The following is a 21355-nucleotide window of genomic DNA, read 5'->3' as shown; positions in this document are numbered from 1 at the left end:
TGCAGCGCAGCACAATCCGGGACTGGATCATCCCGGCTAGAGCACCCCGGATAACGCTACTGTCCCCAAACGCTCCCGCCCCGCGCCCCCGTCGGCCAATTGACATTCGGCCGCGGACTGCCAGACTTCTCGGAAAATGAGGGGTGGAGACCTCTGGATGGCCAATCTTTCGGCCTCAAATCACGTCGCCCGTGTTTTGTCGGCGGCCAACCAGGTGGCCGGCGTCGACACCGAGACGCGGATTGCCGCGTCCTGGCGGCGCTGCCTCGTCAATCACAATCTCGATCCGGCCCGGCGCGGGCCGCCGCAGACCCTGACCGAGGCCGAGGTCCGCCACCTCGCCGAGCCGATGGAGGATTTGATCCAGGTCGCGATTCCCGAGCTCGAGGACCTCGCCCGCGTGCTCCACGACTCCGGCTACTGCGTCAACCTCGCCGATCCCAACGCCACCATGCTGGTGAGCCGGCTGCCCGGGGGCGACTACGCGCGGATGTTCCTGGAATGGAAGATCTACACCGGCTCGAACTTCGCCGAGACGTTCGAGGGCACCAACGGGCTCGGCACCGCGCTCGCCGAGCAGCGGCCGATCCTGGTGCATGGCGACGAGCATTTCCGCGAGCAGTGGCACATGTTCACCTGCGCGGTGTCGCCGCTGTTCGACCATGCCGGGCGGCTCGCCGGCGCCGTCAACATCACCTCGTGCCGCAGCGACCTCGGCCGCAGCGCGCATGAACTGGCGCTCGCCGTCACCACGGAGGCGACGCGGCGGATCGAGCAGTCGTTCTTCCGCCGGCGCTACCGCGCCTCCTGGATCGCGATGCTGCCCGGCGACGGGCACGGCATGCTGGCCTATGACGACGACCGCCGCGTGGTCGGCGCCTGCCGCACCGCGCGCGCCGCATTCGGCCTGACCGACGCGATGCTCGAGGACGGCATCGACCTGTCGCATCTCATTCAACTCGACGATCGCGCGACGCGGGTCGCGGACGAGCAGGTCGCGCTGCGCCGCGCCGACGGCACGCCGTGGGGACGCGGCCATTTGGCGCCGCCGGTGCGGGCGCGTTCGCCGCGTCTACCATCCACACCGCCGCGCGAAAAACCGGCGGGACAGTTTTCCGGCCTGCACAGGCTGGCGGGCCGCGATCCCGTGCTGATCAAGGGCGTGAAGCGGCTGATGGCGGTCGGCAATCTCGATCTGCCGATCCTCCTGCACGGCGAGACCGGCGCCGGCAAGGACGTGTTCGCGCGCGCCATCCATGCCGCGAGCAACCGCGCCGGCCGCAACTATGTCGCGCTGAACTGCGCGGCGATGCCGGAGAGCCTGATCGATGCCGAGCTGTTCGGCTACGAGGCCGGCGCCTTTACCGGCGCGCGGCGCGAGGGATCGAAGGGGCTGATCGTGCAGGCCTCCGGCGGGACGCTGTTCCTCGACGAGATCGGCGACATGCCGCTTTCGCTGCAGACCCGGCTGCTGCGCGTACTGGAAAACCGCGAGGTCTGGCCGCTCGGCGCGCTGAAGCCTGTCGCCGTCGACATCCGCCTGATCAGCGCCACGCACCGTGATCTGGCGCGGATGGCGGGGGACGGCAGCTTCCGCTCCGATCTGTATTACCGGCTCCGCGGCATGGAGATTCGCCTGCCCGCGTTGCGCGAGCGCGCCGACCGCAAGGACGTCATCGCGCAGATCGCCGACGAGGAAGCATCGCACTGCCGCATCGCGGCCGACGCCTGGGCGCAGCTGATGGCCTATCCGTTCCCCGGCAACATGCGCCAGCTTCGCCACGTGCTGCGGCTCGCCGGCGCCACCGCGGAGGATAGCGTCATCACCGAAGCGGATCTCGATCTGCCGCCGTTCAGCGCACGCGGTGCGGAGGCCGATCACGCAGCGAGCGAACGCGCCGCGATCGTCGATGCATTACGCGCCAATGACGGAAGAGTGACGAGCGCGGCCAGGGCGCTCGGGCTCAGCCGCGCGACGTTGTACCGGAAGATCAAGGCGTTAGGGATCGCGCTGGACAGCTAGACCAGAACGGCTGCCGCTGTTCCGGCGGTACGGGAAAGGTGATATCGTACGGCTTTCGCCTTCAACGCCACGGAGCGGGTCCCATGACACGGTTTCCCCTCGCTGTGGTCGTTGGCCTCATTGCCGCGACCATTTCGCAGCCTGCCGCCTCGGATTCTACTGAGCAACGATTGGGCAAGGTCCATTTTGTAACATCCTGCAAGCCTGAAGCGCAGGAGCTGTTCGATCGCGGCATGCTGTATCAGCATTCGTTCTGGTACAGCGCGTCGCGACGCACCTTCGAGGAGGTGCTGGAGGTCGACCCGCAATGCGCCATCGCCTATTGGGGGATCGCGCTCAGCTATCTCTACAATCCGCACGCCCCACCGCCGCCGGAAAACCTTCCGCTCGGGCTTGAAGCTGCAAAAAAAGGCCAGGCGCTGAATGCCGGCACCCCGCGCGAGCGGGAATACATCGATGCGATCGCGGCAATGTATGTCGACTACGACAAGGTCGATCACCGCACCCGCGTGCAGCGATTCCTCGCGGCCGAAGAGCAGGTCGCGACGCACTATGCCGACGACGACGAGGCGCAGATCGCCTATGCGATCACGCTCAACGTCGCGGCCTCCCCGGCCGACAAGACCTATGCCAACCAGCTGAAGGGCGCGGCGCTGCTCGAACCGATCTTCACGCGCCAGCCCGAGCACCCCGGCATCGCCCACTATCTGATCCATCTCTACGACTATCCGGCGCTCGCGGCGAAGGGCCTCCCCGCGGCGATGCGCTATGCCAAGATCGCCGAACACGCGCCGCATGCCCAGCACATGCCGTCGCACATCTTCACGCGCGTCGGCTACTGGAAGGAGTCGATCGCCTCGAACAGGGAATCCGCGCGCATCGCCAAGGAAGACGGTGAGCAGCAGGACCAGGCGCACGCGATGGACTATCTGGTCTATGCCTATCTGCAGCTCGGCCAGGACAAGGAGGCGCGTGCGGTGATCGACGAGCTCGGCAAGCTCCAGTTCAAGCTCGACCGGTTCGCAGGCCCCTTCGCGGTGGCGGCAAGCCAGGCCCGCTATGTCTTCGAACGTGGCGACTGGAAGGGTGCCGCCGCGCTTGAAGTGCATCCGACCAAATACGCCTATGCGGATGCGATCACCTATTTCGCCCGCGCGGTCGGCGCCGCGCGCTCCGGTGACCCCGCCGCCGCCAAGGCCGATGTCGCCAAGCTGGTCGAGCTGCGCGACAAGTTGAAGGACGCCAAGGACGCCTACTGGTCCAACATCGTCGACATCCAGCAGCAGATCGCGAGCGCCTGGGTGCTGTACGCGGACGGCAAGTACGACGAGGCGCTCGGCGCGATGAACGCCGCCGCGGAGGCGGAAGACAAGACCGAGAAGCATCCCGTCACCCCGGGACCGCTCGCGCCGGCGCGCGAGCTCTACGCCGCGATGCTGCTCGATCGCGGCATGGCCAGGGAGGCGCTCGCCGCCTACGAGGCCGTGCTCAAGAAGGAGCCCAACCGGCTGGCGACCTATCTCGGCATGATCAAGAGCGCCAAGGCGGCCGGCGATCAGGCCAAGACCCGGGAATGCGCTGATCAGATTGCCCGGCTCACCGCGGATGCCGATCTGTCGCGGCCGGAGCTGATCGAATTGCGCCAGACGACCGGAAGCAAGCTGTGATGCCACGGACGACATGGCGCAGCGGTGGTGTGGCGCTGCTTGGCGCCGTTGCGCTATCGCTTAGCCATACCCCGCCGCTCAGTGCGATGGAGATCCTCGGCCAGGCCGGCGTGCTCGGCGAATGGGAGCTGACCGGACATCTCACCGAAAGCGCGCCGGGAGCGCCGAGGCAGTTCTCCGGACCGCTCAAGATGAAGCATGTGGGCATCTGCACCCAGGACGGACCGGACGAACGCGCCGGAGAGATCAAGCTGCAAATCACGGGTGCGGATTCGCAGGTCACGGCCGAGCTGGTGCTGGACGGCGCGCCCTGCACCTACAGCGCCCGCAAGACACGCAATTACGAGGGCACGCTGTCCTGCGAAGGACGCGCGCCCGTCCCGCTGCTGGTGTGGCTCAAATAGCTGATACCGTCAGGCTTTTCAGTCAGGCTGCGGTCTGCGAGCGGCGCAGCCATTCGTTCAGATCGATGCGGCCGAGGCGCGCCTCGCCGAGCGGCACCAGCGAGTGCTGCTCGACCCGGCCGCCCCAGTAAAGCGCGTCAGGGTCTTTGACCACCTCGCGCGGGTCGCCTTTTGCCTTCAGGTAGCGCGCCACGATCTCGTTGAACGGCGCGCGGTCGGGACCTGCGATCTCGACGATGCCGTTGCGCGGCGGCTCGAGCGCGATATCGGCGACGAGCGCCGACACGTCCTCCGCCGCGATCGGCTGGAACAGGCCGGGCGAAAGCCTGACCGTGTTTCCGACTGCGCTCGCATCGGCGATCGCGCCGACGAATTCCATGAACTGGGTCGCGCGGATGATGGTGTAGGCAATCCCGGATGCCTCGATCAGCTTCTCCTGCGCCACCTTGGCGCGGAAGTAGCCGTTCTCGGGCGTGCGGTCAGTGCCGACGATCGACAGCGCGACATGGTGCTTGACGCCGGCCGGCTTCTCCGCCGCCAGCAGGTTGCGGCCGGAGGTCTCGAAGAAAGCCATCACCGCCTTGTCCTCGAACGAGGGCGAATTGGCGAGGTCGATCACGACGGCCGCGCCGGCCAGCGCCTCCTTCAGCCCCTCGCCGGTGATCGCATTGATGCCGTTTTTCGGCGAGGCAGCGACGACGTCATGGCCGCGCTGGCGCAGAATGGCAACGGTCTTGGAGCCGATCAGTCCGGTACCGCCGATCACAACGATCTTCATGGTGACACTCCTTGTCGGTGACGAGGTTTCTCGAGACATGCTTGCCGGATTCACCGCCGGCAATCGTCATGGGTATGTCGATCCGCCGCAACTTCGATGGTTGCCGCGCGCGCGGCCGACCACGGCAGCGGGGAGAAGGACTGATGAGTTCGCGCTCCCTGCTCGGGCTCTCTCGCATGCACACTATAGCACGCCACGGGTGTTCTGATGTCGCGGAACCTGTCATGCGCACGAGCCGTCGATGGCTACGCTTGCTGAACCTTCTACCGTCGCGTAAACTAATGCGTGCGTTCCAGCCAGCGTGCTGGGGTACCGAAAGCTTCGGCCGCTGCCGGGATATTACCGCGGGCTCTCTTTCGTGCTGCAACGCAAATGCTGGGCATGACGTTTAGCCCGCTGTGCACTCCTTGATTTGATTTCAGCAAACGCAGGAGGAGTCTATGCGGAATTTTATCACCTTTTTCGTTTCCAGCGTGGCAATCGTCGTTGCGGGGTCGACCGCGTTAGCGGGTGAGAAGGTGCTCGAGTTCAAGCTCGTCACCAAGCCTGTCGACGTCAAGGTCATCGAGGCAGCAAACGTCGAAGGGCAGACGGTCGTTTCCGGCAAGTTCTTTGGTGTCGCCGTCTTCAGTGATGGCCATATCGGGGTGAAGGAGTTCGTCCATTCAGGAGACATGCTGAAGGGCTCGGGCTCCTATTACGGTTACAGCACTTACACGTTCGAGGAAGGCGCGATCACCGCGCGTTACACCGGCGCGATCAAGGACGGAAAATCAAACGGCGAATATACGATCCTTTCGGGCACGGGCGCCTATGCGAATGCGACGGGCACAGGAACGATCGAAAGCGCGCCGAACCCGTTCAAGGGGGTCAATCTCCTGAACATCAAACTGGTCGTGAGAACGCCGGGGTCATAGCTGCGCAGCGTCCACGGGACCACGGCAAGGACAGCGACGCCCCACATGAGCGTTGGCCCGGCCAGCGGTCGCATGGCCGCGCCGGGCCCACGCTGCACGGGAAGGTCAGGCGTTGACGATTGGGCTGAATGGTTGGCGAATTCGCATTCTATCTTCGTCATGGCCGGGCATGACGAGTGCAAAGAGTGTCGCAGCGAACCAATCGATCGCCGATTTGATCAATCCGTTACGAAAACTCGTTCCAGCTGACACGCCGCGCGTCGAGGTCGCCGAGCTCGACCGGATCATGGATGTTGCGCACGCTCTGGAAGCCGCTGCGCAGATAGATCAGCGGGTCGACCGTGGTCGCGGCTCGGACGTGCTGGACCTCGCCGATGAAGATCGAATGGGTCTTGGTCTCGAGCTCCTGCGCCAGCACGCAGTCGAACGCCGCGACGGCATCCTCCAGCACCGGGGCGCCGGTGGCGCCGGTGGTCCAGCGCCCAAACGCAAAACGGTCGTCACCGTTGACGCCCTTCTGGCCGGAGAAGGTCAGCGCCAGCAGCGCGTGGTCCTCGTTCAGGAAGTTGATGACGAAATGGCGCTCCTCGCGGATGCGCTGGTGCGCGCTGGCGTTACGGTTAACGCAGACCAGGACCGAGGGCGGATTGTCCGACAGCGAGCAGGCCGAGGTCACGGTCAGGCCGGTGCGCTGCCCGGTCTCCGAGCCGACCGTCACCAGCGCGACGGCGCCCGCGCAATGGCGCATCGCCTGCTTGAAACTCTGTGCGTCGACCGTCATGCCGCAAGCCCTGTTTGAGCATGATCCTGCCCGGAAAACCGCTTTGCACTTCTCCGGATCATGCTTCGGTAAAAAACACTTCGTTCAAGATATGCGAGGCGGGGTGCGAGGCAAGCCCCGCACCCCGCGCAGCTGTCATGCAGCCTTCTCGAACTCGGCGCCGAGATGCTTCAGCCGCGGCATCACCTCGTTCTTGAGCAGCTCCAGCGAGTGCCGCCAGGCTTTCGGCTTGTGCTTGTAGTCGAAGCCGAACACGCACAGGACCCCGAAGCCGCCGACCTCCCGGTAGATCTTCTCGATCTTCTCGGTGACCGTCGCGGGCGAGCCGACGATCCAATTCCGGCGCGCGCAATATTCGACGGTGACGTCGCTGTCAGGCACGTCGGGCGCGTGCTTCAGGTAGTCCTTGAAGCCGAAATGGCCGAGCAGCGGCAGGAAGTACTCGCTCATCATCCGGCCCATCATGTCGCCGGTCGAGAGCTTCCACGCCTCCTCGTCGGTGTCCGCGACGAACACCTCGCGCACCAGCCGCCAGTCCTTGCGGCTCGGCTTGCGGCCGGTCTTGGCCGCGCCGGCCTCGACCGAATCCCAGTGGCTGCCGACATAGGCCGGGTTGAGGTTGAGGCTCATCGGGATGAAGCCGCGCTCGCCGGCCAGCTTCAGCGTGTCGGAGTTCTTCGACAGGCCGGCGACGCCGATCGGCGGATGCGGCGCTTGCTGAGGCTTGATGTGCGGCTTGAGGAAGTCGAACATCGTGTCCGGCTTGCTCACCGTCCAATATTTGCCCTTGTGCGTCCAGGGGGCCGGCTCGGACCACATCTTCAGGATGATCTCGAGCGCCTCGCGGGTCATGTCGCGGTTCTGTCCCGACATGCCGTCGACATTGAACATCGCCCAGTCGCTCGGCAGGCCGGAGGCCGCGACGCCGAAGTTGAGGCGCCCGTTCGAGAGATGATCGAGCATCGCGACGCGGTTCGCAAGTTCGGCGGGATGATGATACGGCAGCAGGAAGCCGCCGGGCCCGATGCGCAGATTCTTGGTCTGCAGCAGCGCCTGCGCCACCAGCAGATCGGGCGACGGGTGCGGCTCCCACGGCGCGGTGTGATGCTCGCCGATCCAGGCTTCCTGGTAGCCGAGTTCGTCAAGCCAGCGCAGCGTCTGCAGGTCCCAGTCGTGGCCCTCCTTCAATCCGCACTCCGGCGGGTGCGAGGGCATGGTGAAGTAGCCAAGCTCCATATGCGTTTCCTTCCTTCGCGTTGGGTTCAGTCATGCAATGCGTCTTGCCGCGCATTCGAAGATGCGTTGAGCAAGCGCTGTGCCAGCGCGGAAATCGCAGGGAAGGGCTGGGAACGGCGGTGTTTTCGGCCAACTATGAGCCATACCTCGAGCTCAGCGACGCCCTTGCCGTCTCAACGTCGCGAGACGGTGTCGCAGCGATGAGACGGCCGCAATGCCGCGATCAGGTTAAGGCGCAGGCCCACCGCGAAGGGACCGGACTCCCTCTCCCGCTTGCGGGGGAGGGTTGGGGTGGGGCTCTCTCCGCGAGAGATATCGTGGAGAGACCCCCCACCCGGACCGCATCTTCGATGCGATCCGACCTCCCCCGCAAGCGGGAGAGGTGAAGCAACATCTAACCCGCCGCGCGGCGCGGCTGGGCGTTGGTATCGGGTTCGGAGGGTGCAGGAAGCTGCATCAGGATGGTCTGGCCCATCGAGGCGATCTCGATGCCCTCCTCCTGGAAGCGCCGTTTCATGCGGCGGTTGAACTCGCGTTGCACCGCCCAGCGGCCGCTATCGGTGCAGCGGATCTGGCCGACGATGGTCACGACCGAGCCGTCGACCTTGTCGACGCCCCACAATTCGAGGTCGCCTCGAATGAATGCGCGATACGCCGTCTCCTGGCGCATCTGGGCGACGATGTCCTTCAGCACCTCGCCGGCGCGGTCGGTGTCCTCCTTATAGGACACGTTGACGCTGACCGCGGCATTGCCGGCGCCGCGGCTGGAGTTGGTGATCGTCGTCACCGCGCTGAACGGCACGACGTGCACCGAGCCATCGCCGGCGCGCAGCCGCATGGTGCGGATCGAAACGTTCTCGACCACGCCCGACAGGCCCGACACCGTGACGTTGTCACCGACCTGGACGGTGTTCTCGATCAAGAGGAACAACCCGGTGATGAGATCCTGCACCAGCTTCTGCGAACCGAAGCCGATCGCGATGCCGACGATGCCGGCGCCGGCGAGCAGCGGCGCGACATTGACGCCGATCTCGCTGAGCGCGGTGAGGCCGACCACCGCAACGATCATGCAGAACAGCGCGGTGCGCAGCATCGGCTGGAAGGTGCGCAGGCGCGCGGCGCGGGCGTAATGCCCCTCGCGCGACAGCGTGTCGATCTGCCGGTCCATCAATGCATTGGCGACTTCCCAGATCACGGCCGCGGCCAGCGCGGCGATCCCGATCGTCACAAGCGCCGAGATCAGGCGGCTTCCGATCTGGCCGCCATAGAACCAGACGATGGCGTCGACGCCCCAGACCTCGAGCAGCGCGACGAAGCCAATGAAGGCGATCACTGCCGTGACCACCTTGCGCAGCAGCGGCAGATAGCGGTTGGCGCGGGTCTCGAGCCCCGGGAAGCGCTGGATCAGCTCCGGGCTGATGCGAAAGCCGCGATCGATCAGGCTCAGCACCACCATGGTGACGAGGCGGGTCACCAGGAGCACCGCGATGGTGCCGACGAAATATTGCAGCAGCAGCGAATAGCCGTTGCGGATGTTGAGCGCCCACACCGCCCACAGCGCGAGGTCGAGCGCGATCGCCAGCACATGCCAGAGCGCCGCGAGACGGTTGCGCGTTCGCGCCGCAAGCCCAGTGCGATCGGCCGGCGCGCGGATGACGTCGGCGACCTGGCGGCGGCACTGCAGGATGATGACGACGACGAACAGATGCACCACCAGCATCACGAGCCGGATCAGCGCGGCATAGCCGGCGCGATGCAGCCCGAGCAGCAGCGCGACATTGGCAAAGGCGATACCCGAGACGCCGACGGCGACGATGCGCCGGGCCCAGATCTCGATATAGGCCGCAGTCTCGGCACGGACGCGGAACAGGCCGAACGGCCCTGCCAGCGCGCGCACCGCGCAGATCAAGACGCGCGAGAACACATAGGCGTTGACGACGGCAAGGATCACCAGCCGCGTGGTCGATTGATCGCCGATCTCGGTGCCGAGCAGCGCGGTGGCGATGCCGCCGAACACGACCACCGGCAGCAATTCGAGCAAAAGGCGCCCAAGCACGAAGGGCAGCCGGACCAGCGACTGCCAGGCCCGCGCCAGGCTGAGCCGGCGCCGCTGCAACTCGGGCGCCGGCGTGACGTCGGCAACCGACGACGGCGGATCGACGCTGGCGAGCGTCTGCACCGGCACGCGTGCGGTCTGCGGCAGCCGCGCTTCCAGGAACGCGACCGGCCGCTTGATCAGGCGGAACACCACCCATTCGGCGGCCAGCGCGCAACCGAACACCAGCGCCAGCTTCCAGGCGATATCGATCAAGAGGCCATAGGCGACCGGATCGTTGGCAGTGCGCACGAACCAGTAATAGAACGCCGGGAAATGCGTCAGCGTGCGCGCGACGTCGGCGACCTCGCGCGACATCTCGCCGACCTGCTCGGACACCATCAGCAGCAGCTGTGCGCCGAGGCTGTCGGCGGTGAGCGGGATCGGCGAATGCTGCTCCGGCGCCGGCTCCGCGGCGGCCGCCTGCGGTGAGGCATTGGCGATGGCGCGCAGCGTGTTGATGATCTCGCCGCGCTTCTTGTCGTCCTGCAGCGTCTCGAGCGCACGTTTCGCCTGCTCGGGCGTCAGCGCGTCGCTGGTAACGGGTTGCGGCGGCGCCGGCTTGGCGGCCGGCTGGGCCAGCGCGGGAGAGACGAACAAAGTGAAGACGAGAAGCAGCGCAAGGCGAAGTTTGTGCGACACGAGGGCCTCATAAAATAACTGCGCGACCGCAGACCCTTGGGAGGAATCTGCTCTCGCGCTCGCGCCATGTCGGATACTCCTTTTCGCCCCGATGGTGTGTCGGAAGTTTGCCGCTGTGACGGCCATCTCTTGGCATTTGCCGCAACACAATCGACACAGGCGTTGAGCCGCGTTTACACTTCCAATGCGCGTTCCCGGCCGATCGGCTCGCTACACGTCAGGGGTGAGACGGCAGAATCTTTCGCTTGACGCGCAGGAGCCGCCGTGATGTTCTTATTTTGTTCTTTTGTTCCGAATTGCATTTTCGGGGGTCTCATGCACGACGTGTTTAGCGACGACGGTCCGGTGCGGCTCTTCTTTCATGATGACGACAGGACGCCGCTGGAATTCATGCGTAACCTGTTACGCACGGTATTCGGCAAATCCCGGAAAGAAGCGGTTGCCATCACCGCGCGGATCGAGGCCCAGAACGGATTCGCATGCGGCCCCTATCCCGCGACGGTGGCCAAGGCGCTGCTCGAGTCCGCCCAGCACCTGATTGATAGCAATGGTCATCCATTGCTGATCACGCCCGCAGCCGCAGAAGCGGCGCGGCCGTGCGACCTCTGTGGCGCGCTGGAACCCGTGACCGACGTTTTTCTCATCCGCAGGACAGTCTGCCTGTGCGGCAACTGCCTGATCGCCGCGCGGGCGAGCTCGGAAAAACTGCCGAGCGAAGAGTTCAGATATGCCTTCATGGCGCTCGATTGGCATTTTGCCGGGACGCCACGCAACCAGATCATGACCCGGTCGCGGCAGTTTCCCGGTCACATGCGTGCAGACGTTCAGATCGCGATCGACAGATTGTTCGATGCGCCGATCCATTTCTTCGGCCTTCATGAGCAACACCGCTATGAGACCCTCACGATAGCCGCGCTGATGGAGAACAGCCGCAATGCGCCGCCGATCGCGCCGCCGCAATATTACGATATCGACGTCGGCGAGCCCGAGTCGGTGCAATGCCTGACCAACGGATTGTGGCTGTGCCAGACCGAGGAGCTGCGCTACGCGGTGCTGCTCAGCTACCATCGTGATTATCAGGGCGAGCCGGGCTTGCGGATTGAGCTCGCGGTGCCCGCGGGCGCGGCCGGAAACACCCTGGTGCAGCGGACTTTTGCCGAGCTGGAAGCTGCCGTGCATGCGGCACGGTCCTATCGCGGCAAGATCCTGTCGCTGGAAGATGCCGCGGACTATCGTGGCCGCGCCCGCGGCGTGACCGTGCATCGCCTGCCGACGGTTGCGCGCGATGACGTCATCCTGCCGGAACGGACACTGCGGTTGCTCGACCGCAACGTGCTCGGCTTTGTCGAGAGCCGCGATCTGTTGCGCGGGCTCGGCCAGTCGACCCGCAAGGGCATCCTGCTCTACGGCCCGCCCGGCACCGGCAAGACCCACACCATCCGCTATCTCGCCACCAACCTGCCAAACCACACAACGCTGATCATCACCGCCGAGCAGGTCGGCCTGCTCGGCGCCTATATGAGCCTCGCGCGGCTGCTGCAGCCAACCATGGTCGTGATCGAGGATGTCGATTTGATCGCGCGCGACCGCGAGGAGATGGGCGGACCGTGCGAGGAATCCCTGCTCAACAAGCTGCTCAACGAGATGGACGGCCTGAAGGAGGATTGCGACATCCTGTTCGTGCTAACCACCAATCGGCCGGAAGAGCTGGAAGGCGCGCTGGCCGGCCGGCCCGGCCGCATCGACCAGGCCATCGAGGTGCCGCTGCCCGACGAGACCGGACGCGGCAAGCTGATCCGGCTGTACGGCAAAGGCCTGCCGCTGGAGCAGCCGATCGTCGACGAAGCGGTGCAGCGCACCGCCGGCGTCAGCGCCGCCTTCATCAAGGAGCTGATGCGCCGCGTCGCGCAGGCCAGCATCGCCCGCGCGGGAGGCCAGGATGTCACCGCTGACGACGTCGACGGAGCGCTGAACGAGATGCTGTTCGACGGCGGCCGGCTCAACGTGAAGCTGCTCGGCGGCGCGCAGGGGATGAGTGCTGGGTGATGGCCGATCACTTCGCCGCTGCCGGCAGCAACAGCGCGCGCTCGCCGGCCGCGGCACGCGCGAGTTCGTCCGATGCCCGCGTCAGCACGCCCTCCCAGGCCTGCGGCTTGTCCTGGCGAAACAGCCGCATGGTCGGATACCAGGGCGTGTCGGCGCGGTCGCGCAGCCAGCGCCAGTCGAGCGCGTAAGGACACAGCATCCAGACCGGGCGGCCGAGCGCACCGGCGAGATGCGCCACCGAGGTGTCGACGGCGATGACGAGATCGAGCGCGCAGACGGCCGCCGCGGTGTCGGCGAAATCGCCGAGCATCGGCGCGAGGTCGATGATGTCGGCGGCAAGGCCCCGCATCACCGGAGCATCGTCGGGCCGCGGCTCCTTCTGCAGGCTGTAGAGCTGCACGCCTGATGTGACCAGCCGCGGCAGCACGGCGTCCGCCGGCAGCGAGCGCTGGCGGTCGCCCTTGTGCCTGGGATTGCCGGCCCAGACCACGCCGACCTTCAGCGCAGTCACGCCGGCGAGCGCCTCGCGCCAGCGCGCGAGCTTGCCGGCATCTGCCCGCAGATAGGATATCGCTGCGGGTATGGTCTTAACGGTGGTGCGGAAGATCCGCGGCAGGCTGAGAAGCGGCAGCTGCAGATCGAACGGCGGCAGCGGCTCGCCGCGCGCGAACACCGCGACATCGGGCAGCATCGGCCGCAGCAGCGCGACCAGCGCCGGCTGCACCTGCAGAATGATCCGGCCGCCTTTGCCCGCCAGCATCGGCACATAGCGGACGAAATTGATGGCGTCACCGAGTCCATATTCGGCAAACAGCAGCAGCGTACGTCCAGCGAGCGGCTCGCCCTGCCATTCCTGCTCGTCGAACACGGGATCGCCGTCGCTGAGCATCCTGGTCTTGCGGCGCCACTGATACTCCTCAAAGCCCTCCTGGAACTCGCCGTTCATCAGCAGGAAATGCGCGTGGTTGTAGTGCGCCAGTGGCTGCTCGGGATCGAGCGCGATGGCCTGGCGCGACGCGACGAGCGCCGCATCGATCTCGCCGGCATTGCGCAACGCGACCGCGAGATTCGCGTGGCCCTTGGTATAGAGCGGCTCGAGCTCGATGGCGCGCCGATGCGCGGCGACCGCGGCCTCGACCAGGTTCTGCGCCTCGAAGATGATCCCGAGATTGGTGTGCGCGGCGGCGTAGTCCGGCTTCAGCGCCAGCGCGAGCTCGGCGCAGGCGATGGCGTCGTCGACCTGTCCGAGCTCGAACAGGCAGGCGCCGAGATTGTTGAGGATGACGTGATCGGACGGGTCGCGGGCCGAGACTTGCCGATAGAAGCGGATAGCCTCCTCGCGTTCGCCCGCCTCGTGCAGCACCATGGCCAGCAGGCGCTGCGGCGCGATGTTGTCGGGATCGAGCGCGATCGCACGGCGGTAGTGCAGGATCGCATCCTCCAGCAGGCCCTGGCGATAGAGCGCCACGCCAAGGCCGCAGTGCAGCCCGGCATTGTCGCGATCCGCGGCAAGTCCGCGGCGATAGGCCGTGGCGGCCGCTTCGTGCCTTTTCTGATCGGTCAACACATTGCCGAGGTTGAGCCAGACGCCCCGATAGACCGGGTCGCGCGCGATCACCTCGCGATAGGCCTGTTCCGCCTCGACCGGCCGCTGCTGCCCGGCCAGCGCGACGGCGAGGTTGAACCGCGCCCGCGTCAGGCCGCCATCGAGCGCAATCGCGCGCCGGAACGCGACCTCGGCTTCGTCGAAGCGCGACAGATCGCATAGCGCAACGCCGAGCTTGATGTGCAGGCCGGCATCGTCCGGCCGTAGCATGACGCCGCGCCGAAACGCCGCCGCCGCGCCTTCGTGCTCGCCCTTCACGGCGAGCGCGTCGCCGAGTGTGGCGAACGCCGGTGCATGATCCGGATCGAGGTTGAAGACCCGGTTCAGCAGCAGCGCGCCTTCCGCGGCACGATCGGTCACGAAGGCGATGACGGCGGACAGATGCAGCGCCAGAACGTGGTCGGGATCGGCGGTGAGGATGTCGCCGCACAGCGTGCCGGCCTCCGCCGCGCGGCCCGCGCCGTAATGCGCCACCGCATCCCGCAACATCCGATCGACCGCCACACTGCCCACGATACCGCCCCTGCCAAAGACCCCGATGCGGATTAAACGGGCGGCGCAGCGAAATCCGGCACGCGAAGTTGGCGCGGCAACCGCATCGCCCCCTTGACGGCCGCCGGATCATGTAACATATCAAGTTACATGATCCGCGATAGCCGTCTGTCCAGCGTCCTGCATGGTCTGCTCCACATGATCGGGGCCGGCGAGCCGGTCACGTCGGAGCAACTTGCACAGGCGATGGCCACCAACCCGGTGGTGGTGCGCCGCGTGATGGCGGGGCTGCGCGAGCAGGGTTTGGTACATTCGGAGAAGGGCCATGGCGGCGGCTGGACGCTGGCGCGCGATCCCGCCGACATCACGCTTGGCGACATCTACCGCGCGGTCGGCGCGCCCACGATCGTCGCGATGGGCCATCGCTCGGAAAATCCCGGCTGCCTGGTCGAACAGGCCGTCAACGACGCGCTCGGAGACACGTTTCGCGAGGTCGAGGCGCTGTTCCTGAAGCGGCTCGGCGCCGTGACGCTCGATGCGCTCGCGAGGGATTTCAAGCGCCGGCTCGCCAAACACAAGCAAAGCCTCGAGGACCAGATTCATGCAGTCAAGTAAGCAGGCGAAGCCTCTGCCGTACAACGATCCCGCGCACTGGGACAAAATGGTTGCCGCCTATGAGGCGCAGTCGCAGCCGTTCACGACATTGTTCGCCGACGCCGCGGTTGCAACGCTGCCGATCGGCCCCGCATCGAAGGTGCTCGACGTCGCCACCGGCACGGGCGCCGCTGCGCTCGCCGCCGCCCGCACCGGCGCCGAGGTCACCGCGATCGACTTCTCCGCCGGCATGGTGGCGCGGGTCCGCGCGCATGGTGCGGCGAATATCGAAGCGCGGCAGATGGACGGCCAGGCACTGGATCTGCCGGATGCCGCCTTCGATGCGGCAGTGTCGGTGTTCGGCGTGATGCTGTTTCCGGACTGGCGCGCCGGCCTCTGCGAGATGGCGCGGGTGACGCGATCAGGCGGATCGGCGGCGATTGCGGTCTGGAAAAGCGCCGATGGCGCCGCCGTGCATCTCTTGCTCTCGCAGATCATCCGGCGGCTCTATCCCGACAACGTCACGCCGATGCCCTGCACGGGCCTCGCCGAGCTCGCCGATCCCGGCCGCCTCGCCGCTGCGCTCGTCGCCGCCGGCTTCTCCGATCCGGCGATTGCCGAGATCACCCACGACTTCAAGCTCAATGTCGCCAATCCCGGCGACATCGACAGATTGTTCGAGTTCATGCCGCACTGGAGCGGGCTCGATGCCGATCAGAGCGCCGCAGTCGCGCGCGCATTCCGGAGCGAGATCGAGCGGGGGCGAGTCGGCGACAGCTTCGCGATTCCGTCGACCGCGCTGATCGCGACGGCCCGGCGGGCTTGACCGCAGCTGGCGTGATCCGACTACGTATGCGGTCTCCTGCCGGCGCTAGCGCTTGTCGTCGTCCGGCTTTTCTTCATCGCTCGGCGGCTGCAGGCCGGGGCTGTTGGCCCAGCGATCAAGCTCCTCGATCACTCGCCTGTGGCTCGGCCGTAACGGCTCCGCACCACCGGGCTCTTGCGACAATTTTCGGGGCAGCTTGACCTGATCTGGCATGGCTAGGCTCCAGAGCTGGGGGCTGTACGCAGTGGCATTCGCAGCGATTGCTACGCGCGCGACTTGAGGAGATCGCGGATCTCGGTGAGCAGCTCCTGATCTTTGGTCGGCTTCGGCGGCTCGGCCGGCGCCGCGGGCGCTTCGCGCTTGAGCTGGTTCATCAGGCGGACCACGATGAACAGCACGAAGGCGACGATCAGGAAGTTGAGCGTCAGGGTCAGGAAGTTGCCCCAGGCCAGCACCGCACCCTGCTTCTTGGCATCGGCAAGGTTGGTCGCCGTCACCGACTTCGACAGCGCAGTGAAATAGTTCGAGAAGTCGAGCCCGCCGCTGACGGCGCCGATGATCGGCATGATGATATCGGCCACCATCGACGAGACGATCGCGCCGAATGCCGCGCCGATGATCACGCCGACGGCGAGATCGACGACGTTGCCTTTCATGGCGAACTCCCTGAATTCCTTCAGCATGTGATCTCCTGTTTTCCAACTGAATGCGATGGCACGGCGCGGCGACTGGATCGCCGGCCGCTACAAGGGGACGAAAGACTATTTGCGATTGGCCGGCTTCGCGGGCGCGGCGACCGGCCGCGCGGGCGCGGCCTGCTCCCACGGCGCCGGCAGGATGACCCGCGCCGGCGGCGGGTTCTGCGCGGCGCGCTGCACATTCGTATTTTCCGGCCGCGGCTCGTCACCGGAATTATCCGCGCGGGCGTTGGCAACATGGAAGCCGAGCGCCAGCGCGACGAATCCAATTCCCGCAGCAAGCGCAGCGCCCAACCGCAGCATGGCAGGCCGCTGCCGGTTCATGATGGCAGGATGAGATGAGATCATCGCAGCTGCTCCTCACGCAATACACATCGATCGGAGCCGTGCGGGACGCGAGCGCCGCGCACGGCTGGAGGCAAGACGTCAAGTCTTGATGTCGTCCGGCAGCTTGCCGCCATTGGCGGCGAGCTTGGCCATCACCTGCTGATGCAGCCAGACATTCATGGTGGCGGTGTTGCTGGTGTCGCCGGTGTAGTGCAGCTCCTTCGCGAGCTCCTTGCGCGCCGCAAGGCTGCTGTCGAGACGGAGCGCCTTCATCAGGTCGACGATCGAGCTGCGCCAGTCGAGCTTCTCGCCGGTCGCAGCGGCCGCCTTGTCGACGATCGCGGCGACGTCGACGGTTTGTGCCGCCGGGGTGCCGGACGCAGCGGATGCAGAAGTCGACGCCGATGGCGCTGCGCCGGGCGCTGCCGCCGTCGTGCTCTCAGCGGTCTTGGCCTGGGCGCCGTGGCCGAAGATTGCACCCATGATGCTTCCAAAAATGCTCACGATCTCTCGCTCCATGCGCCCGAGACACCGTTCGTCCCGTGGCTGTTTCCAGTGACGGGGCGGACGATAGGCAGGCCTTTGGCCGAGCGGAAGATGACCATCGTCACTATCGGAGTGTGGGACGGCGTGGTGCTGTTGGCGGGGAAAGCGTGCGGGCCTTTTGCGGCCGCGCGCGAGCCATTCATCGTACGCCCCACGTGCGATGAAGTCAGCCGTCCCGGCCCGATTCGCCAGCCCCGAGAAGTCGGGACGGCTGACACAGACGTGTGTGCGTTGTCGCTAACTAGAGCTGGCGGCGGCGGATCATCTGGGCGAGTTCGGCAAAGCTCTCGGCAATGCCGACGCCGGTCTTGGCGCTGACCGATTTGACGCTCGACCTGGCGAGCTCGGCAATCGCGCCCGCGCTGCCCGCGGCTTCCGGCAGATCGATCTTGTTCAGCAGCGCCCGGTAGGGTCGGCCGGGGAAGCGCTCCTCGAAGCCGCGGACCAATTCGACCATGCGGGTCACCGTCTGCGGCCGCGTGACGTCGGACACGATGATGGCGGCGGATGCGCCGGTGACATAGACGGTGTCGAAGATCTGCGTGCCGAAATCGCCGTCGGTGTCCCACAGCACAAGGCGCATCGGATCGCTGCCATCCGCCGGCACCACGTCGTGGCTCAGGATCTCGACGCCCAGCGTCGATTTGTACTGGCCCTCGAACCGGTTGTAGATCAGCCGATAGAGGATCGACGTCTTGCCGACCCCCATATCGCCGAGCAGCATGACTTTTGCGGTGAGCATCAGCGGGCCACTTCGCCTCGATAGACCGTCTCGAACGCTACGCGGCGATTGCCGCCGACGGTGGCGTCGACCCGGTCGGTGATCGGCATCGTCGCCGCGCGCGAAACCAAAATCAGCCGCGACGGATCGACCCCCAGCGCGGTTAGCCTGCGCTGGACCTGCTCGGCCCGCTTGCGCGCCAGCGTCCGGTTGGTGCCCTCCGTGCCGCTCTGATCGGCATAGCCGACGATGCGCAGCCTGAGATCGTTGTGCGCCATTAGTCCGGCGAGCTCGCGCAGCTGCTGCTCGGCCTGGTCGTTGTCGAGAACTTCGTCCGAATTGTTCGCGAAGAAGATCGCGGTCGTGGCGATGAAGCGGTCGAGCCGCGCCGTCGGGCCATCGACGACGGCTTGCAGCTTCGCGTATTGCTCGCCCAGCTTGGCGTACTGCTCGCCGAGCTTGTCATATTGCTCGCTCAGGGCGGCATATTTCTGGTCGCCCGACTTCGCTTGCGCACCGATCGCCTCGCGCATCTGGTCGAGGCTCGCCTGCAGGCGCGTCAGGCTCTGCTGCAGGCCCGCGATGCCGGCCTGCGATGCCGCGATTTGCTCCGGTGCGGACACCAGACCGATGCGGTTGACGATCTTGTACGGTGCCGCGGCCGCGGCGAGCGCATCGATCAACGGCGCGGTCTCCAGCTGGCTCGGTTCGATGCCTGAAACGGCCACGCTTCGGCCGCCGTGATCGAAGTCAAGCCGCAGCGGGAACGAGGCCAGCAATGGCTGCTTTGTGGCGAGCTGTTCCAGCGCCGCATGGGTCCGCCGCTCCACAAGACCGCGCGTCACCGACGTCGCGGCAAGCCAGAGCAACAGCGCGGCCACTGCCGCGAGCAAGGCGAACAGGATCACCTTGCCGCGCCGGCTCGCGATCCTGGGCGGCGTATCGTCGGTCTCGATCGCGGCTGCCAGCGACGCCAGCATCGGACCGTCGCAATCCGCGCCACGGTCGATGCGCTCGATCGCATCGAAGAACAGTGAGTTGATCCTGGCATTGTCGGCGGGCCGCAACGGCCCCAGGCACTCCGCCGCCAGGATGAAGCGCGGCGAGGCGCGCAGCGCGAGCTGCCGTCCGCCGAAATCGAGCGTCTGCAGATTGCCTTCGCCGGCCAGCGCCTGCACCGAGAACTCCAGGATCGCCGCGACCATCGCGCTGAGCAGGTCGGCGCGTTCGTCGGCGGTCGCATCGCGCTTCCAGTCCGCGATCAGGCGGCCATTGCCGCGTTCGATGATCAGGAGCCGGTTGATCTGTGGCGGCTGATCTGCGAGCACGAATTCGCTGATCGGGCGTCCCGTCACCAGCGACTTGACGCGGCCGACCCACAATTGCGCCGAGGTCAACGCATTGATGCGCTGCTCGAGCGAGGCAACCAGCTCCCTGAACGAATTCGCCACAGCGGCGCTGACCAGCCGGCCGACGATCGGATAGAGCGCCTCGATCATCTGCTCGCGCGAATTCTTGATCTCGCTGCGGATCGCCGAGACCACGACCGGCGCAATCGCGCTGGCGAGCTCGCGCGGCCGGTTGACCTCGGCGCGCTCCAGCGCCTCGACCAGGATGCCTGCGGTTGCCGTCTCCAGGCGGTCGGCGTTGCCGACGTAGCGCTGCAGCGAGTCGAGGTCGGCCTCCAGCGACGTCAGACGCGTCGCCTCGGGCTGAAACAGCAATGTCTTGAGCTGCTCGATCTCGCGGTTCTGGCCGGCAGCAGCTGCCATGCTATTTGCCCGTGCGGCCGGATCCCAATCCGCTGATGACCGAGCCGAGCTGGGTGATCGCCGCGCCGACATCCTTCAGCGAGTCGAGCCGCTTCTGCTCGGTATCACGCTCGAGGTCGGAGAGCCGCGCAGACAGCGCGGTGAGCTCGTTGGTGAAGTCCGCCTGCATCTGCTTGAGCGATGCCTGCATCTCCTCGCGCAGGCCCGAGAGGTTGGTCTCGAGCGAGCGTTGCGCGCCGCCGAACAGCAGGTCGCGAACCTGATCGATCGCCGCCATGCCGTGCGCTGCCGGATCCACGCCGTTGCCGGCCGCCGGAGCGTCCGCCGGTCCGTCCGTACCTTTGGTCTGGCGCTCGATACCCTTCATGGTCATTTCCCGCTTACTCATAGCTGCGCAATCCGGACCTGCGGTGTCAAAAAGCAAATCCGAAACAACCCTATAGCCAATTTTGCGGGCGCGGCCCAGAGAAAGGCGAGCAATCTCAGCCGGATCAACCGCGTGGTGTGCGATCGCGGCTAATTATTTCTAGTAAGTTATTGCCTTTATTGCGAGTTCTGTACGGTTCTTGACCTGGCATTTTTCCAGAATCGTGCTGACATAGTTCTTCACGGTTCCTTCCGCCAAATGCAGCTGCTCGCCGATCTCGGTGTTGCTCTTGCCCTCGACGATCAGCGTAAGAATTTCATTCTCCCGCGCCGTCAGCCCGTCACGAACCGGCAGCTTCGCCGAGACGCGCGGGCCGCGCAGCCGCTTGAACTCGTCGAGGATGCGCGCGGCGACGCTGGGCGAAAGCCCGGACTGGCCGTTGATCACCGCGCGGATCGTCGAGGCGATCTCCTCCATCCTGGCGTCCTTCAGGAGATACGCCTTGGCGCCTGCGCTCACCGCCTCGAAGATCAGATCGTTGGTCTCGAACGTCGTCAGCACCACGATATGGGTCTGCGGCAATTCGCGGAGAATCCGCTGGGTCGCGGCGATGCCGTCGACCCGCGGCATCTGCAAATCCATCAGGATGACATCCGGCCGATAGCGCCGCGCGAATTCGATGGCCTGCTCGCCATCGGCCGCGCCGGGAAGGATCTCGAAATCGTCGTTCTGCTGGGCAAGCAGCGTGGCGATACCTTCCCTGATCAGGGTCTGATCCTCGGCGATCAGCACCCGTATCTTCTCGATTCTGCTCACG

The 21355-nt window shown here is 66.0% G+C and carries 20 protein-coding genes; 7 read left to right on the top strand and 13 right to left on the bottom strand.

All coding sequences use genetic code 11. The features are described 5' to 3' along the window. Positions 1-157 precede the first annotated feature (157 nt). The 3 genes from E2I15_RS34805 to E2I15_RS34795 all read left to right on the top strand — a co-directional run bounded on the left by E2I15_RS34805 (position 158) and on the right by E2I15_RS34795 (position 4094). Entirely contained in the window at positions 158-2023 is a 1866-nt protein-coding gene (locus E2I15_RS34805; RefSeq protein ID WP_137481286.1) for a sigma-54-dependent Fis family transcriptional regulator, read from the top strand. An 83-nt stretch (positions 2024-2106) separates the two neighbouring features. Continuing rightward, entirely contained in the window at positions 2107-3690 is a 1584-nt protein-coding gene (locus E2I15_RS34800; protein WP_246668225.1) for a tetratricopeptide repeat protein, read from the top strand. After that, positions 3690-4094 (top strand): hypothetical protein, encoded by a 405-nt coding sequence (locus E2I15_RS34795; RefSeq protein WP_137481288.1) that lies wholly within the window; start codon positions 3690-3692, stop codon positions 4092-4094. Before E2I15_RS34800 ends, E2I15_RS34795 begins: the two co-directional genes overlap by 1 nt. Before the next feature lie 22 nt (positions 4095-4116). Here E2I15_RS34795 and E2I15_RS34790 read toward each other — a convergent pair whose 3' ends face one another. Continuing rightward, complete coding sequence (locus E2I15_RS34790) at positions 4117-4872, bottom strand: SDR family oxidoreductase (RefSeq protein ID WP_137481290.1); 756 nt, start codon at positions 4870-4872, stop codon at positions 4117-4119. Between the two features lie 440 nt (positions 4873-5312). On the opposite strand from E2I15_RS34790, the gene E2I15_RS34785 reads away from it, so the two are divergent. Then, positions 5313-5789 carry a hypothetical protein gene (locus E2I15_RS34785; RefSeq protein ID WP_137481292.1) on the top strand — a complete coding sequence of 159 codons (477 nt, stop codon included), beginning with the start codon at positions 5313-5315 and terminating at the stop codon, positions 5787-5789. A gap of 226 nt (positions 5790-6015) precedes the next feature. On the opposite strand, the gene E2I15_RS34780 is transcribed toward E2I15_RS34785, so the two are convergent. From E2I15_RS34780 to E2I15_RS34770, 3 genes are all read right to left on the bottom strand, one after another. Beyond that, entirely contained in the window at positions 6016-6570 is a 555-nt protein-coding gene (locus E2I15_RS34780; protein ID WP_016847112.1) for a flavin reductase family protein, read from the bottom strand. 135 nt (positions 6571-6705) lie between these two features. After that, positions 6706-7806, bottom strand: a complete 1101-nt coding sequence (locus E2I15_RS34775) for an LLM class flavin-dependent oxidoreductase (protein ID WP_137481293.1) — start codon at positions 7804-7806, stop codon at positions 6706-6708. Between the two features lie 394 nt (positions 7807-8200). Next, on the bottom strand, positions 8201-10543 hold the full coding sequence (locus E2I15_RS34770) for a mechanosensitive ion channel family protein (RefSeq protein ID WP_170991666.1): 2343 nt from the start codon (positions 10541-10543) through the stop codon (positions 8201-8203). A gap of 315 nt (positions 10544-10858) precedes the next feature. On the opposite strand from E2I15_RS34770, the gene E2I15_RS34765 reads away from it, so the two are divergent. Further along, a complete protein-coding gene (locus E2I15_RS34765) occupies positions 10859-12589 on the top strand; it encodes an ATP-dependent Clp protease adaptor ClpS (RefSeq protein ID WP_137481295.1) in 1731 nt (576 codons plus the stop codon). A gap of 7 nt (positions 12590-12596) precedes the next feature. On the opposite strand, the gene E2I15_RS34760 is transcribed toward E2I15_RS34765, so the two are convergent. Next, positions 12597-14684, bottom strand: coding sequence for a tetratricopeptide repeat protein (locus tag E2I15_RS34760; protein ID WP_137481458.1), 2088 nt, complete (start codon positions 14682-14684; stop codon positions 12597-12599). Between the two features lie 153 nt (positions 14685-14837). Here E2I15_RS34760 and E2I15_RS34755 point away from each other — a divergent pair, with 153 nt between their 5' ends. Beyond that, positions 14838-15302: an Rrf2 family transcriptional regulator gene (locus E2I15_RS34755; RefSeq protein WP_137481297.1), complete on the top strand. Its 465-nt coding sequence runs from the start codon at positions 14838-14840 to the stop codon at positions 15300-15302. Then, positions 15289-16107, top strand: a complete 819-nt coding sequence (locus E2I15_RS34750) for a class I SAM-dependent methyltransferase (protein WP_246668226.1) — start codon at positions 15289-15291, stop codon at positions 16105-16107. The genes E2I15_RS34755 and E2I15_RS34750 overlap by 14 nt, the downstream gene beginning before the upstream one ends. Before the next feature lie 45 nt (positions 16108-16152). Here the strand turns inward: E2I15_RS34750 and E2I15_RS38930 are convergent, their stop codons facing one another. From E2I15_RS38930 to E2I15_RS34715, 8 genes are all read right to left on the bottom strand, one after another. Next, positions 16153-16320 (bottom strand): hypothetical protein, encoded by a 168-nt coding sequence (locus tag E2I15_RS38930; RefSeq protein WP_168857300.1) that lies wholly within the window; start codon positions 16318-16320, stop codon positions 16153-16155. Between the two features lie 50 nt (positions 16321-16370). After that, the gene (gene mscL, locus E2I15_RS34745; RefSeq protein ID WP_028335905.1) at positions 16371-16790 is read right to left on the bottom strand and encodes a large conductance mechanosensitive channel protein MscL; all 420 of its coding nucleotides are present in this window, start codon (positions 16788-16790) and stop codon (positions 16371-16373) included. A 78-nt stretch (positions 16791-16868) separates the two neighbouring features. Next, entirely contained in the window at positions 16869-17153 is a 285-nt protein-coding gene (locus E2I15_RS34740) for a hypothetical protein (RefSeq protein WP_137481299.1), read from the bottom strand. A gap of 78 nt (positions 17154-17231) precedes the next feature. Continuing rightward, positions 17232-17636 carry a DUF3597 domain-containing protein gene (locus E2I15_RS34735; RefSeq protein ID WP_170991667.1) on the bottom strand — a complete coding sequence of 135 codons (405 nt, stop codon included), beginning with the start codon at positions 17634-17636 and terminating at the stop codon, positions 17232-17234. A gap of 283 nt (positions 17637-17919) precedes the next feature. Beyond that, positions 17920-18420 carry a Rab family GTPase gene (locus E2I15_RS34730; RefSeq protein WP_137481301.1) on the bottom strand — a complete coding sequence of 167 codons (501 nt, stop codon included), beginning with the start codon at positions 18418-18420 and terminating at the stop codon, positions 17920-17922. Continuing rightward, positions 18420-20171 (bottom strand): OmpA family protein, encoded by a 1752-nt coding sequence (locus E2I15_RS34725; RefSeq protein WP_170991668.1) that lies wholly within the window; start codon positions 20169-20171, stop codon positions 18420-18422. The genes E2I15_RS34730 and E2I15_RS34725 overlap by 1 nt, the downstream gene beginning before the upstream one ends. 1 nt (position 20172) lies before the next feature. Further along, positions 20173-20559: a hypothetical protein gene (locus tag E2I15_RS34720; protein WP_245313978.1), complete on the bottom strand. Its 387-nt coding sequence runs from the start codon at positions 20557-20559 to the stop codon at positions 20173-20175. A 138-nt stretch (positions 20560-20697) separates the two neighbouring features. Then, a complete protein-coding gene (locus E2I15_RS34715) occupies positions 20698-21354 on the bottom strand; it encodes a response regulator transcription factor (RefSeq protein WP_018269507.1) in 657 nt (218 codons plus the stop codon). Between the last annotated feature and the right edge of the window lies 1 nt (position 21355).

The organism is Bradyrhizobium sp. BR2003 (assembly GCF_009720285.1).
Taxonomy (GTDB): Bacteria; Pseudomonadota; Alphaproteobacteria; order Rhizobiales; family Xanthobacteraceae; genus Bradyrhizobium; species Bradyrhizobium elkanii.
The sequence above is the reverse complement of the archived record's forward strand: the minus strand, read 5'-3'. Positions and strand labels throughout refer to the sequence as shown.